Origin of the sequence: Pseudomonas sp. 8209 (assembly GCF_028682105.1) — a bacterium.
In the GTDB taxonomy this organism is placed as follows: Bacteria; Pseudomonadota; Gammaproteobacteria; order Pseudomonadales; family Pseudomonadaceae; genus Aquipseudomonas; species Aquipseudomonas palmensis.
Map to the genome: position 1 here is coordinate 411,713 of NZ_JANIAH010000004.1, position 13,981 is coordinate 425,693.

At 64.4% G+C, this 13,981-nt stretch carries 10 protein-coding genes; 3 read left to right on the plus strand and 7 right to left on the minus strand.

Annotated features, from left to right (window positions below):
* The first annotated feature begins 396 nt into the window (after positions 1-396).
* Entirely contained in the window at positions 397-585 is a 189-nt protein-coding gene (locus NP552_RS11070; protein WP_043860879.1) for a hypothetical protein, read from the plus strand.
* A 40-nt stretch (positions 586-625) separates the two neighbouring features.
* Here NP552_RS11070 and NP552_RS11075 read toward each other — a convergent pair whose 3' ends face one another.
* Complete coding sequence (locus NP552_RS11075; protein ID WP_088515161.1) at positions 626-1,012, minus strand: fe2+ zn2+ uptake regulation protein; 387 nt, start codon at positions 1,010-1,012, stop codon at positions 626-628.
* Positions 1,013-1,220: 208 nt separating this feature from the next.
* Here NP552_RS11075 and pvdQ point away from each other — a divergent pair, with 208 nt between their 5' ends.
* Entirely contained in the window at positions 1,221-3,542 is a 2,322-nt protein-coding gene (pvdQ, locus tag NP552_RS11080) for a bifunctional acylase PvdQ (protein ID WP_337994634.1), read from the plus strand.
* Between the two features lie 84 nt (positions 3,543-3,626).
* On the opposite strand, the gene trhP is transcribed toward pvdQ, so the two are convergent.
* The gene (gene trhP / locus NP552_RS11085; RefSeq protein WP_043860877.1) at positions 3,627-4,946 is read right to left on the minus strand and encodes a prephenate-dependent tRNA uridine(34) hydroxylase TrhP; all 1,320 of its coding nucleotides are present in this window, start codon (positions 4,944-4,946) and stop codon (positions 3,627-3,629) included.
* A gap of 120 nt (positions 4,947-5,066) precedes the next feature.
* Here trhP and NP552_RS11090 point away from each other — a divergent pair, with 120 nt between their 5' ends.
* A complete protein-coding gene (locus NP552_RS11090; RefSeq protein ID WP_043860876.1) occupies positions 5,067-6,128 on the plus strand; it encodes an AI-2E family transporter in 1,062 nt (353 codons plus the stop codon).
* Between the two features lie 17 nt (positions 6,129-6,145).
* On the opposite strand, the gene NP552_RS11095 is transcribed toward NP552_RS11090, so the two are convergent.
* From NP552_RS11095 to nuoK, 5 genes are all read right to left on the minus strand, one after another.
* Entirely contained in the window at positions 6,146-8,239 is a 2,094-nt protein-coding gene (locus NP552_RS11095; RefSeq protein WP_274096728.1) for a TonB-dependent receptor family protein, read from the minus strand.
* Positions 8,240-8,773: 534 nt separating this feature from the next.
* Positions 8,774-10,243 (minus strand): NADH-quinone oxidoreductase subunit NuoN, encoded by a 1,470-nt coding sequence (gene nuoN, locus NP552_RS11100; RefSeq protein WP_043860874.1) that lies wholly within the window; start codon positions 10,241-10,243, stop codon positions 8,774-8,776.
* Between the two features lie 7 nt (positions 10,244-10,250).
* A complete protein-coding gene (gene nuoM, locus NP552_RS11105) occupies positions 10,251-11,783 on the minus strand; it encodes an NADH-quinone oxidoreductase subunit M (RefSeq protein ID WP_043860873.1) in 1,533 nt (510 codons plus the stop codon).
* A 39-nt stretch (positions 11,784-11,822) separates the two neighbouring features.
* Positions 11,823-13,676 carry an NADH-quinone oxidoreductase subunit L gene (gene nuoL, locus NP552_RS11110; RefSeq protein WP_043860872.1) on the minus strand — a complete coding sequence of 618 codons (1,854 nt, stop codon included), beginning with the start codon at positions 13,674-13,676 and terminating at the stop codon, positions 11,823-11,825.
* The gene (gene nuoK, locus NP552_RS11115) at positions 13,673-13,981 is read right to left on the minus strand and encodes an NADH-quinone oxidoreductase subunit NuoK (protein WP_010220409.1); all 309 of its coding nucleotides are present in this window, start codon (positions 13,979-13,981) and stop codon (positions 13,673-13,675) included. The genes nuoL and nuoK overlap by 4 nt, the downstream gene beginning before the upstream one ends.

The window sequence follows — 13,981 nt, forward strand, 5'->3', positions numbered from 1 at the left end:
CCTGAGCATCCTTGCCAGGTGCGGCGCGCCCCACGTCGACAGCGTTGAACTGCCAAGTGGCCTGAAGGAATTCTCGGTCAACCGCCAAGGGGAGACTAGGCAGCAAGCGGGTCAGGGGAGGTAGTCTTTCCGTACACATTGCGTGAGGAAGTCGGTGGTCTGTTGTAGGAACCAGCGGCGCCAGGGAGGGCGTGGCCGCGTGTCTACGGCGAGCCTGCTCCAGCGCTGTGGTTCAGGTTGCTCAACCCTGAACGCAGGGCATGGGCACACCTGGCGGATGATTTCAGGTTGTCGCGTCGGGAAAAACCGGGAAACATCCTCCTGCGTGACGTGGCGTTGTATCATGGCCGCCGGCCGCAGTAGGGCCCTCAAACCCGTTGTCGTAAGGATTTTTCAATGACTCAAGCTCAACGCCTGAAATACTCGATCCTGGTTGCCCTGGTGGTGCTGGCAATCATGCTGGGCGGTTCGTACCTGCAGAACGCCGGCGTGATCAGCGAAAAGGTGTTCCAGTACATCGCCATCGGCGTAGCCGTATTGGCCGTGATCGTGAACGGCATCATGCGGCGCAAGGTCAAGTTCTGACCGCTTGCGAGGCTGCGGCCGGCGTCACCCGGCCGTTGGCCTAGCGTGAAACCGGCTGTTCCAGCACCGCGCGGGCCTCGGGGTTGAGGCTGTAGCACTTGTCGCTGCCCAGGCTGATCACACCCTCGACGCACAGGCGCTTGAGCACTTCGCGAACGCTCAGGAACGACAGCGGAATATCCAGCTGCTCGAGCTGGCTGTGCACCCCGCGCACCCCGATACTGCGCCCCTCTCTGGCGGCCGCGTGCAGCGCATCGATGACCTTCAGCCGGATCAGGCTGGTGCGCAGGCCGAATGCCTTGAGCAGTTCGCGGATATGTTCGTTGCCGGCGCGGTCCGGTTCAGCCGCTTCGGGCTTTTCCGGCAGCGGCGCGTGGGCTTTGCGCCTGAAGCGCAGCGGTGTGATTGGCTGTTGCTGGTTGTACATGTGAAAACTCCCTTTCTCGAGCCTGTCCAGTTTGCGTGTGGTGCTCTCACTCTATAAGACGAACGAGCGCGGCAAATCTGCATCGGCAAGGCAAAAAATATTGCCTTTATGTAGAGAGAGACGAACGAGCGGCGCAAAAGCGGTAAATTTTCATGATGAAATTCGTCTAGTCAGGATGTTCGTTCACCCTGATGCTGCCGGAGTCCGCGTGTCTGCCAATCGCTCGATCCCCTCGTTCTGCCTGACGGCCCTGCTGGTTGCTCTGAGTTGTTCAGCCCACGCCCGCGAGGCGCCGCCGGGCGAGGCCCGGGCCGAGATCCGCCGCACCAGCTTCGGTGTGCCGCACATCGTGGCCCGCGATGAGCGTGGCCTGGGCTATGGCATCGGGTATGCCTACGCGCAGGACAACCTGTGCCTGCTGGCCAACGAAGTGGTGACCGTCAACGGTGAGCGCTCGCGGTTCTTCGGGCCGCAGGCGCTGACCCTGGAGCAGCGTGAAAACCTGGCCAGCGACGTGTTTTTCACCTGGCTGAACACGCCGGCGGCGGTGTCTGCGTACTGGCAGGCGCAACCGGCGCCGATCCGTTCATTGCTCGAAGGCTACGCGCTGGGCTACAACCGCGCGCTGGCCGAGCGCACTGCCCAGGGCCTGCCTGCCCAGTGCCAGCAGGCCGAGTGGCTGCGCCCCATCACCGCCCTGGACCTGGTCAAGCTGACCCGGCGCCTGCTGGTCGAGGGTGGGGCCGGGCAGTTCGTCGAAGCCGTGGCCGGTGCCGCCCCCCCCGCTGCAGCGGCGGGGTTGCCGGCTGCGGCCTTCAGTGTGGCCCAGGCGCGCCAGGCCAACTTTGCGCTTGAGCGCGGCAGCAACGCGGTGGCGATAGGGCACGAGCGTTCGGCCAATGGCGGTGGCCTGTTGCTGGCCAACCCGCATTTCCCGTGGGTGGGTGGCATGCGCTTCTACCAGATGCAGTTGAGCATCCCCGGCAAGCTGAACGTGATGGGCGCCGCGTTGCCCGGCCTGCCGCTGATCAACATCGGTTTCAACCGGCATCTGGCCTGGACGCACACCGTCGACACCTCCCGGCACTTCACCTTGCACCGCTTGCAACTGGACCCGAAAGACTCGACCCGCTACCTGCTCGACGGCGTGTCCACCCCCATGACCCGCCAGCCGGTGAGCGTGTCGGTCAAGGCTGAGGACGGCCAGCAGCAGGTGGTCACCCGCGAGCTGTACGGCACGATCTACGGCCCGCTGGTGCAGTGGCCCGGGCGGCTGGACTGGACCGGGCAGGTGGCCTTCAGCCTGCGTGATGCCAACCTGGGCAACACCCGCGTGCTGCAGCAGTGGTACAGCATGAACCAGGCCGACAGCCTGCAGGCCCTGCAGCAGTCGGTGCAGCGCCTGCAGGGCATACCCTGGGTCAACACCCTGGCGGTGGATGCCAGGGGGCAGGCGTTGTACCTGAACCAGTCGGTGGTGCCCTATGTGGATGCGCCGCTGCTGGCGCAGTGCAGCGACCCGGCGGCGGGCCTGGAACTGATCGTGCTCGACGGTTCGCGCAGCGCCTGCAACTGGAAGGTCGATGCGCGAGCGGCGCAGCCCGGTATCTTCCCCGCGCAACTGCAGCCCAGCCTGCTGCGTGGCGACTTCGTACAACACTCCAACGATTCGGCCTGGATGGTCAACCCGGCGCAGCCGCTGCGCGGCTACTCGCCGATCATCAGCCGTGAAGACGTGCCCCTGGGCCCGCGCAGCCGCTTTGCCCTGCAGCGGTTGAACCGCCCCGGCAAGATCAGCGCGCAGGACCTGCACCACATGGTCATGGACGACAAGGTGTACCTGGCCGAGCTGGCGCTGCCCGACCTGCTGCAGTGGTGCAAGGGCGCCACGGCCGATCCGCAGCTCAAGGCCGTATGTGACAGCCTGGCGGCGTGGGATGGCAAGGCCGGCTTGGCCAGTGGCATCGGCCTGGTGCACTTTCAGAACATCCTGCAGGCGTTGCAGGAGCACGGTGAATTCTGGCGCGTGGCATTCGATCCGGCCGACCCCCAGCACACCCCACGCGGCCTTGCGCTGGAGCGTGCCGAGGTGGCCAGGGCCGTGCGTGCGGCGGCATTGGCGTCGCAGGCCCAGGTGGCCGAGGCCGGGCTGAATGCGAATGTGCAGTGGGGGCAGATCCAGCAGGCGGGCGACGGCACGCCGATGCATGGCGGGCCGTCGAGCCTTGGGGTGTACAACGCCATGCAGAGCGTGCCGGGCGAGGGGGGCAAGCGCACCGTGATCAGCGGCACCAGTTACCTGCAAGTGGTCAGTTTCGATGACAAGGGGCCGCACGCGCAGGGGCTGCTGGCGTTTTCCCAGTCCAGCGAGGCGGGGTCGGTGCATGCCAGTGACCAGACCCGTGCGTTCTCGGCCGGGCACTGGCACACCATTCCATTCACCGAGGCGCAGATCAAGGCGGACCCGCAGTATCAGGTGCAGGTGATACGTGAGACGGATACTGCAGCTGTAGCCAGCAGCCCACGTTGAGCGTCGGTTGCATCGCGGGTCAAGCCCGCTCCCACCAGGGTTGCGCACTACCTGTGGGGACGGGCTTGACCCGCGATAGCGTGTCTACGTATTCAGATCCCGCAACAACAGCCCGAAGCCCAGCTCCACCTGTTCGGGAATCGGCAGGTACACCGTGTGCCCATCCCCCGGCGCCACCTCCAGCGGATTGCCTGCGCGATCCCGCAGCTGGTGCAGGTCGAAATGGTAGTTGCCCCGCGGCGTCATCAGCTCCAGGTGATCGCCCAGCCCGAAACGGTTCTTGACCTTGACCTCGGCCAGCCCGTCGACCCGCTCCCCGGTCAGCTCGCCCACGAATTGCTGGCGCTCGGACACCGAGTTGCCCCGCTCGTAGTTCTGGTACTCGTCGTGCACGTGGCGGCGCAAGAAGCCTTCGGTGTAGCCGCGTTGCGCCAATGACTCCAGGTCGAGCATCAGCGAACGGTCGAATTCACGCCCCGCCAGCGCATCGTCGATGGCCTGCCGGTACGCCTGGGTGGTGCGGGCACAGTAGAAGTGCGACTTGGTACGCCCCTCGATCTTCAGCGAGTGCACCCCCATGCGGGTCAGGCGCCCGACGTGCTGCACGGCACGCAGGTCCTTGGCGTTCATGATGTAGGTGCCGTGCTCGTCCTCGAATGCCGGCATGTCTTCGCCGGGCCGGTTGGCTTCCTGCAGCACGAACACCTGGTTGGTGGGGGCGCCGACGCCCAGGGTCGGCTGGACTTCGCGCACGATGTCACCCACCTCGTTTTCCTGGGCCGGGGTGGCGCTGTACTGCCAGCGGCAGGCGTTGGTGCAGCTGCCCTGGTTGGCATCGCGCCGGTTCAGGTAGCCCGACAGCAGGCAGCGCCCCGAATACGCCATGCACAGGGCGCCGTGCACGAACACTTCCAGCTCCATCGCCGGCACCTGCTGGCGGATCTCTTCGATTTCTTCCAGCGACAGCTCCCGGGACAGGATCACTCGGCTCAGGCCCTGGGATTGCCAGAACGCGACACTGGCCCAGTTCACCGTATTGGCCTGTACTGACAGGTGGATCGGCATGGCCGGGAAGTGCTGGCGCACCAGCATGATCAGCCCAGGGTCGGACATGATCAGCGCGTCCGGGCCCATGGCGATCACAGGTTCCAGGTCCTTGAGGAAGGTCTTGAGCTTGGCATTGTGCGGGGCGATGTTGACCACCACGTAGAACCGCTTGCCCTGGGCCTGGGCTTCCTGGATGCCCAGCGCCAGGTTGGCATGGTCGAATTCGTTGTTGCGCACACGCAGGCTGTAGCGCGGCTGGCCGGCGTAGACCGCATCGGCGCCGTAGGCGAAGGCATAGCGCATGTTCTTCAGGGTGCCGGCAGGGGCGAGCAGTTCGGGTCGGGCGAGGTGGGTCATGGCAAGGTCGCGACAAAAGCGCGGATGCTACGCGCCTGCACCACCGATTTTATTGATCCACGGCAACGGCACTTTCTGCAGTGCGCCGCGCACTAATCATCAGAGCGCAAAGGAGCGGACATGAACGAATCGGTATTGCAGCAAAAAGCCCTGATGTGGTTGCTGGTCCTGGTGACCCTGGCCTTCATCTGGATTCTATTGCCCTACTACGGCGCGGTGTTCTGGGCGGTGATCCTGGGCATCGTGTTTGCGCCGTTGCAGCGCCGGTTGCTGTTGCGCCTGGGCTGGCGGCGCAACCTGGCGGCGGGTATCACGCTGCTGGTGTGCCTGCTGATCGCGATTCTGCCGGTGATCGTCATCAGCACGTTGCTGGTTCAGGAAGGCGCCACGCTGTACAAGAACATCGAGAGCGGCCAACTGGATATCGCCGGCTACATCGAGCGCTTCAAGGACATGCTGCCCGCTGTGGCCCAGCATGGCCTGGAACGCCTGGGCATGGGGGATCTGGAGGGCTTGCGCGACAAGATCGCCAAGGGCGCGATGCAGGGCAGCCAGTTCTTCGCCACCCAGGCGTTCAGCTTCGGGCAGGGCACGTTCGAGTTCCTGGTGAGCTTCGGCATCATGCTGTACCTGCTGTACTTCTTCCTGCGCGATGGCGCCGAGCTGGTGCGCAAGATCCGCACGGCGGTGCCCCTGGCCGAACACCAGAAGCGTCGCCTGCAACTGAAGTTCAATCGCGTGGTGCGTGCCACGGTCAAGGGCAACCTGCTGGTGGCGGTGACCCAGGGCGCGCTCGGCGGGTTCATCTTCTGGGTGCTGGATATCCCCAGTGCGCTGGTGTGGGCGGTGCTGATGGCGTTTCTGTCGCTGCTGCCGGCGGTGGGTGCCGGCATCGTGTGGGGCCCGGTGGCCGCGTACTTCCTGCTCAGTGGTTCGATCTGGCAGGGTGTGGTGCTTGCCGCCTTCGGGGTGTTCGTGATCGGCCTGGTGGACAACGTGCTGCGCCCGATCCTGGTGGGCAAGGACACCCGCATGCCCGACTACCTGATCCTGATCTCGACCCTGGGCGGGCTGGCGGTGTTCGGCCTCAACGGCTTCGTCATCGGGCCGTTGATCGCGGCGCTGTTCATGTCCAGCTGGGGGATTTTCGTGGCGACCAAGCCTCAGGTGCAACTGCCCTGAGGCGCCGCTGGCGAGCGTCACTTCCAGCTATAGGACATGCCCACGTAGGCTGCGAAGCCTTCGCCGGGGGTGGAGCGTGCGGCATCGAGACCCTTGTCGTCGTAGCCGGGCGTCACGGTTGCGGCATAGCGCTGGTTGGTGAGGTTGCGCAGGTCGAGCCAGGTGGTCCAGTCCTGTCGGGGGGAGGCGTAGCCGAAGGTTGCGCCCAGCAGGGCATACGCATCGGCCTGGTAGGAGTTGGCGTAGTCGACCTGCACCTTTGAGGCCATCTGCGTGTTGAGCCCGGCATAGAAGCCGCTGGGATGGTCCAGGCGCACCTGCGCCTGGTAGTAGTGCATCGGCATGCCGGGCAGGCGGTTGTCGCCGAACGCCGCGTCATCGCGGTAGTGGAAGTCGCTGAAGGTGTAGGCCTGGCGCAGCGACACCCGGCCAACTCCGCTGTGTTCCCACAGCAGGCTGTCGAGGCTGGCTTCCACCCCCTGGTGCACGGTAGGGCTGGCATTCACCTCGCCGACGATGGCGTTGGTGGTGCTGCTGGCGGCCACGGTTTCCACTGTCAGCAGTTCGTGGCGCACGGCCGAGTAGTACCAGGCCAGGTCCCAGCGTCCCAGTCGCGAGTCGCCGCGTGCGCCGAGCTCCAGGGTGGTGGCGGTCTGGTTGCGCAGCTCGATGGGTTGGGTCTGCAGGCCTTTGATCGCTGGCGAGCTCCAGATCAGTGCCCAGGGGTGCGCAGGCTCCACCGAGCGGCTCAGGTTGCCGTACAGCTGCAGCGCGGGGCTGAAGTCGTAGCGCAGCCCCAGGCGCGGGGCGTAGTCCCAGTCATGCTGGCTGACCTTGCCGCCGCTGGCCGGATAGGTGACGGCGCTTTCGCGGCGGGTATAGATCATCGCCAGGCCGCTGGTCAGCCACAGGTCTGGCACCAGTTCCAGTTCGTTGCTGAAGTGGAGGACGCTGTCCGAGCCCTGGTAGGTGAAGTCGCGGGTCTTGGTGCCTATGGGCTGAGTGGGGTCGGTCTCGACCCGCACGAACTCCGAGGCCCCGGTGTTGGGCAGGTGCTTGGTGGTGCGCCAGCCCAGGGTGGTCTTGCTCTCGCGGCCGAACAGGGTGTCGCGGCGCAGGTAGTTGAGCGTGCCGCTGACGTCGGTGTACGCCACCTTGAGGCGCTTGGTGCCTTCACGCAGGTCCATGGGGTAGTCGTGGTAGACCAGGCCGGCTTCCAGTAGCGAGTCGTCATCGAGGTAGAAGGTGGTCTTGTTGCCCAGCCAGGTGCTGCCCGGTTGCGGGCGGCTGGCGTCGCGGCTCAGGTACAGCGGGTTGGCAGCGCGCGGGTGGTGCTTGATCTGGTCCTTGGTCAGGCGCCCGGCCAGTTCGTTTTCGGTTTCGCGGTAACGCAGGTAGAAGCGGGTTTCCAGGTTGGGGTTGAAGCGGTAGCCGACGTTGGCGGCGATGCCCTTGCTGCTGCCGCTGCTGTGGTCCTGGTAGCCGTCGTATTCCGAGTCGGTGAGGGCGACGTAGTAGTCCAGGTCACCCAGTACCTGGCCGGAGCTGACCTGGCGTTTGCCGTAGCCACGGCTGCCGGCCTCGACCCGTACCTGCAGGGGCGCGGCGTCGTAGCCGGTGTGGGTCACGTAATTGATGGCGCCGCCCAGGGCCAGGGCGCCGCGGTCGAAGCCGTTGGCGCCGCGCAGTACCTCGGCGCGGCTTAGCCACAGGGGCTCGAACAGTTCATAGGGCGTGCCGCCGGGGCCGGTCAGGGGCAGGCCGTCGAACAGGGTGTATACGCCGGAGCCGTGGGCGCCGGGGGCACGGTTGAGGCCCGAGCCGCGAATCGACAGTTTGATGCCGTCGTTGCCGGCGGATTGGGCGAACACGCCGGGCTGGTAGGCGAGCACGTCCTGGTTGCTGGCGACGCGGCCTTGTTCGACCTGTTGCATGTCGATCAGGTTGGTGGCCCCGGGGATTTGCTGCAGGCGCTCACGGGCGTCCTGAAGCTCGTTGTGTTCCTGGTCCTGGATCAGTACCTGGCCGAGTTCGATGCCTGGGTTGGCTTGGGCGGTGGCGGTGCAGGCGATCAATACGGCGAGGGACGAGCGGGGCAGGGTGGGGTGCATCGAAGGGGTTCCGGGACGGTGGGGCGGCTATCTGACGTTGCAAGTATCAGACGAAGCACAGTGGGTGATCTGTAGTGCAGTCATGTTTTTGATCTGCTCTGGATATGTTCACGGTCGTCGATTTTACCGAGTGGTGTGTTTATCCGGCATGGATAGCGCTGCGAATGACGCCTTCCGCTCTTACAGCGGGTCACTTTTGCAAGGACGCAAAAGTAACCAAAAGGTCCCCGGCCAAACATACGGCCCTACGCTTCGCTCCGGGTTCCCTCCCTCCGGCGCCGTCCAGGGGGCACGCGACCCGAGTTGCTGCGCAACTCTAACAGTCGCTCGCTTCGGCTAACGCCGAAGGAGCTTCGCCCCGCCCCCTGCACGACACCTCCACTCGGCCTCCTGACAGGCCGGACAATCAAGATCAAGATCAAGATCAAGATCAAGATCAAGAGCAAGAGCAACGGCGGTTTGGTGTATTGGTTGTTCAATCGCCAAAAACAAAACACCCCGCCGAAGCGGGGTGTCCTGTCAATGCATCAGCACTCAACCAAGCAACTGCAAACCTGCATGCTGCACCAGGTCCAGCAACGGCTGCGGATAAACACCCAGCACGAACGCCAGAATCGCAATCGCCAGCAGCATCACACCACCGGTACGCTGCTCCCAGTTCAACGGCGCATCGTGACGACGCAGGTTCGGCTCGATCAGGTACAGGGTGACCATCACGCGCAGGTAGTAGAACACCCCAATCGCACTACCGATCACCAACGCACCCACCAGCCACCACAGCTGCGACTCGACGCCGGTAGCAATGATGTAGAACTTGCCGATGAAGCCCGCGGTCAGCGGAATACCCGCCAGCGACAGCATCATCACGGTCAGCACCGCCGTCAGGTACGGACGACGCCAGAACAGGCCGCGGTACTCGTACAGGGCATCGGCATCACGGCCCTTGTAAGGCGAGGACATCAGGGTGATGACGCCAAACGCGCCCAGGCTGGTGATCACGTAGGTCACCAGGTACACGCCAATGGCTTCCACCGCCATGCCCTTGCTCGCCACCAGCGCAATCAGCAGGTAACCGAAGTGGGCGATCGAGGAGTAACCCAACAGACGCTTGAGGTTGCTCTGGGTCAGCGCCAGCAGGTTGCCGACCAGAATCGAGGCCACTGCAATCACCGACAGCACGGTGGTCAGCACGCCGCTGCTGGCAGCAGGGGAGAGCATGAACAGGCGTACCACAACGGCGAATACAGCCACCTTGCTCGCGGTGGCCAGGAACGCGGCGACCGGCGCCGGAGCACCTTCGTATACGTCCGGGGTCCACAGGTGGAACGGTACCAGCGACAGCTTGAACGCCAGGCCGACCAGCATCATGCCCAGGCCCAGCTGGGCAATCAGGCTTGGCAGGCTGGTGGTGGCCAGGGCCTTGCCGATGCCGTCGAAGCTCAGGCTGCCAGCGTCGGCATACAGCAGCGCCATGCCGAACAGCAGGAACGCGGAACCGGCTGCCGACAGCACCATGTACTTGATGCCGGCTTCCAGCGAACGCTTGTTGAAGAACGCATACGCCACCAGGCCATACACCGGTACCGAGAGCAGCTCCAGGCCGATGAACAGGCCGGCCAGGTGTTGCGCGCAGACCAGCACCAGGCCGCCCAGGGCCGCCATCAGGATCAGCAGGTAGAGCTCTTCGCGGTTGCCCGGGTAACCCTTGCCGCCGTCACCCAGGTAGGCATGCGCCAGGGTCACGCAGGCCAGGGTGGCGACCAGGATCAACGCCATGTACAGGCACGCGAAGCTGTCGACGGTCAGCAATGGGGTGACCGCCAGCGGGGCCACCTTGAGGGTCGGGATGATCGACAGCAGGGCCAGGTTCAGCCCCACGGTCGACAGCAGGAAGGTTTGCGAGTGATTGCGGCGCCAGGCGATGGCCAGCATCACCACGACGATGGTGATACTGGTGATCAGCAGTGGCGCAAGCGCAATAAAGTGTTGAATCGTCAGGTCCATAGCGCTCTTACCGGGCCGAAGCGAGTTGAGTGAAAGCGGAGCCGAGCCACTGCTGCACACCACTCATGGTGGCGGCGGAGGTATCCAGGAACGGCTGCGGGTAAACGCCCAGCACAATCAGCAGTACCGCCAGGCCCAGCACCATGATCAGTTCGCGGTTGTCCATGCCGGCCAGTACTTCGTCGGACTTGGCCGGGCCGAAGTAGGCGCGGTGGATCATGATCAGCGAGTACACCGAGCCGAACACCAGGCCGGAGGTGGCAATCGCGGTGACCCATGGGGCACTGACGAAGCTGCCGATCAGGATCAGGAACTCGCCGACGAAGTTGCCGGTACCCGGCAAGCCCAGCGAAGCCGCGGCGAAGAACAGGCTGATGGCCGGCAGGTAGGCGATGCGCGACCACAGGCCACCCATCTGACGCATGTCACGGGTGTGCAGACGCTCGTACAGCTGGCCGCTGAGGATGAACAGCGCCGCCGCCGACAGGCCGTGGGCCAGCATCTGGATCACCGCGCCCTGCAGGGCCTGCTGGCTGCCGGAGTAGATGCCGATCAGCACGAAGCCCATGTGCGAGACGCTGGAGAACGCGATCAGGCGCTTGATGTCGGTTTGCGCGAAGGCCAGGAATGCACCGTAGAAGATCCCGATCAGACCCAGGGTCATGGCGATCGGCGCGAACTCGGCCGAGGCGTTCGGGAACAGCGGCAGGGCAAAACGCAGCAGGCCGTAGGCCGCGGTCTTCAGCAGGATACCGGCCAGGTCGACGGAACCGGCAGTCGGCGCCTGGGCGTGGGCGTCAGGCAGCCAGGAGTGGAACGGTACTACCGGCAGCTTGACCGCGAAGGCGATGAAGAAGCCCAGCATCAGCAGGTATTCGGTACCCGCCGGCAGGTCGGCCTTGAGCAACTGGGTGTAGTCGAAGGTGATCACACCGGTGTTGCCGTAGTTGACCAGTACCAGGCCCAGGATCGCCACCAGCATGATCAGGCCGCTGGCCTGGGTGAAGATGAAGAACTTGGTGGCTGCGTAGATCCGGGTCTTCTTGCCGTCCGAGGAGCTGTGACCCCAGAGCGCGATGAGGAAATACATCGGCACCAGCATCATTTCCCAGAAGAAGAAGAACAGGAACAGGTCCAGGGCCAGGAACACACCGACCACGCCGCCCAGGATCCACATCAGGTTGAGGTGGAAGAAGCCGACGTGGCGCTGGATCTCTTTCCAGGAACACAGTACCGAGAGCACACCGAGCAGGCCGGTGAGCAGGATCATCAGCAGCGACAGGCCGTCCAGGGCCAGGTGCAGGCTGATGCCGAAGCGCTCGATCCACAGCACTTTGAACTCGTAGGCCCACTGTGGCGCGGCACCCGGCGCAGGCGCCAGGGTGTAGTCGCCGTTGGCCCACAGCCAGAGGCCGATACCAAGCAGCAGGGACATGGTCAGCAGCGCGATGTAGCGCGGCAGGGTGGCGCCGAAGCGCTCACCCAGCCAGCACAGCAGGCCGCCGATAAAGGGGATCAGGATCAGCCAAGGCAAAATCATGACGGGCTCAATTCCTTTCGCAAAGTCGCAAGGTTCATATCAGACCGCAGCCACAACAACGGCACCGAGCACAAGCACGGCACCAATGGCGATCGAGGCGGTGTACCAGCGCAGCTGACCGGTTTCGGTTTTGCTCATGGCGGCATGACCGCCCTTGGCCAAACGCGGAATCAGGCCGATGCTGCGGTCAACCGGATCCTTGCGCAGGATGTGGCTGATCAGCAGGTAAGGTTTGACGAACAGCTTGTCGTAGATCCAGTCGAAGCCCCAGGCGGCGAACCACCAGGCCGACAGCACACGACCGATACCGCTGTTGGCGATCGCGGTAACCAGGCGACGCTTGCCCAGGAACAGCATGGCGGCCAGCAGGATGCCGGCGATGGCGATGGCACCCGAGGCGATTTCCAGGCTGTGCTTGGCTTCGCCACCGGCATGCCCGACGCTCTGCGGCAGCACGCCGGCCAGCGGTGGGTGGATCCAGGCGCCGACGAAGGTCGACAGCACGATCAGCACGCCCAGCGGCAGCCAGTGCGAGATGCCGTGGCCAGCGTGGGCTTCGGTCTTGGCTTCGCCGTGGAAGGCGATGAAGATCAGGCGGAAGGTGTACAGCGAGGTCATGAACGCACCCACCAGGCCGGCGTACAGCAAGCCGCTGTTGCCGCTGGCGAAGGCTTCCCAGAGGATCTCGTCCTTGGAGTAGAAGCCGGCGGTCAGCAGCGGCAGGGCAGCCAGGGCGGCACCACCGACGATGAAGCTGGCGTAGGCCAGTGGCAGTTTCTTCCACAGGCCGCCCATCTTGAAGATGTTCTGCTCGTGGTGGCAGGCAACGATCACCGCACCGGAGGCAAGGAACAGCAGGGCCTTGAAGAAGGCGTGGGTCATCAGGTGGAAGATCGCGCCGTCGAAGGCGCCCACGCCCAGGGCCAGGAACATGTAGCCGATCTGGCTCATGGTCGAGTAGGCCAGGATACGCTTGATGTCGGTCTGTACCAGCGCGGCAAAGCCGGCCAGCACCAGGGTCACGCCGCCGACCACACCCACCAGGTGCAGCACGTCGGGTGCCAGGGCGAACAGGCCGTGGGTACGCGCGATCAGGTAGACACCGGCGGTCACCATGGTGGCGGCGTGGATCAGTGCCGATACCGGGGTAGGGCCGGCCATCGCGTCTGCAAGCCAGGTCTGCAGCGGCAGCTGGGCCGATTTGCCCACGGCGCCGCCCAGCAGCATCAGGGTTGCCAGCACGATCCAGAAATCACCGGCCTGGAACTTCTGCGGCGCCAGCACCAGCAGTTGCTGGATGTTCAGGGTGCCCAGTTGCTGGAACAGGATGAACAGGCCGATGGCCATGAACACGTCGCCGATACGGGTGACGATGAAGGCCTTGAGCGCTGCGTTGCCGTTGTTGCGGTTGCTGTAGTAGAAACCGATCAACAGGTACGAGCACAGGCCAACGCCTTCCCAACCGAAGTAGATGAACAGCAGGTCGTCGCCCAGGATCAGGAACAGCATGCTGGCAATGAACAGGTTGGTGTAGGCGAAGAAGCGCGAGTAGCCGGCTTCACCACGCATGTACCACGAGGCGAACAGGTGGATCAGGAAGCCCACGCCGACCACCACGCCGAGCATGGTCACCGACAGGCCGTCCAGGTACAGGGTGAAGTTGGGCTTGAAGTCGCCCACCTGCATCCACTGCCACAGCAGCTGGCTGTACGCGCCGCCTTCAGGCGGGGCGACGTTGAACTGCCAGATCACGTAGGCGGCCACGATGGCCGAGAGGCCGATCGAACCGACACCGATCAGCGCCGACAGGTTCTCCGAGAACCGCCCGCGCGAGAACGACAGCAGCACAAAGCCGATCAGGGGGAAGACGAAGGTCAGAAAGAGTAGGTTCATCCGCGCATCTCACTGGCAGCATCGATATCGAGAGTGTGGAAGCGGCGATACAGCTGCAGCAGGATCGCCAGGCCGATACTGGCCTCGGCGGCGGCCAGGCTGATCACCAGGATGAACATGATCTGCCCGTCCGGTTGCGCCCAGCGGCTGCCCGCCACGATGAATGCCAGTGCCGAGGCGTTCATCATGATTTCCAGGCTCATCAGTACGAACAGAATGTTGCGGCGCACCATCAGCCCGACCAGGCCGAGGCAGAACAGGATGCCGGCGACGGCCAGGCCGTGTTCGAGAGGAATTGCTGACAT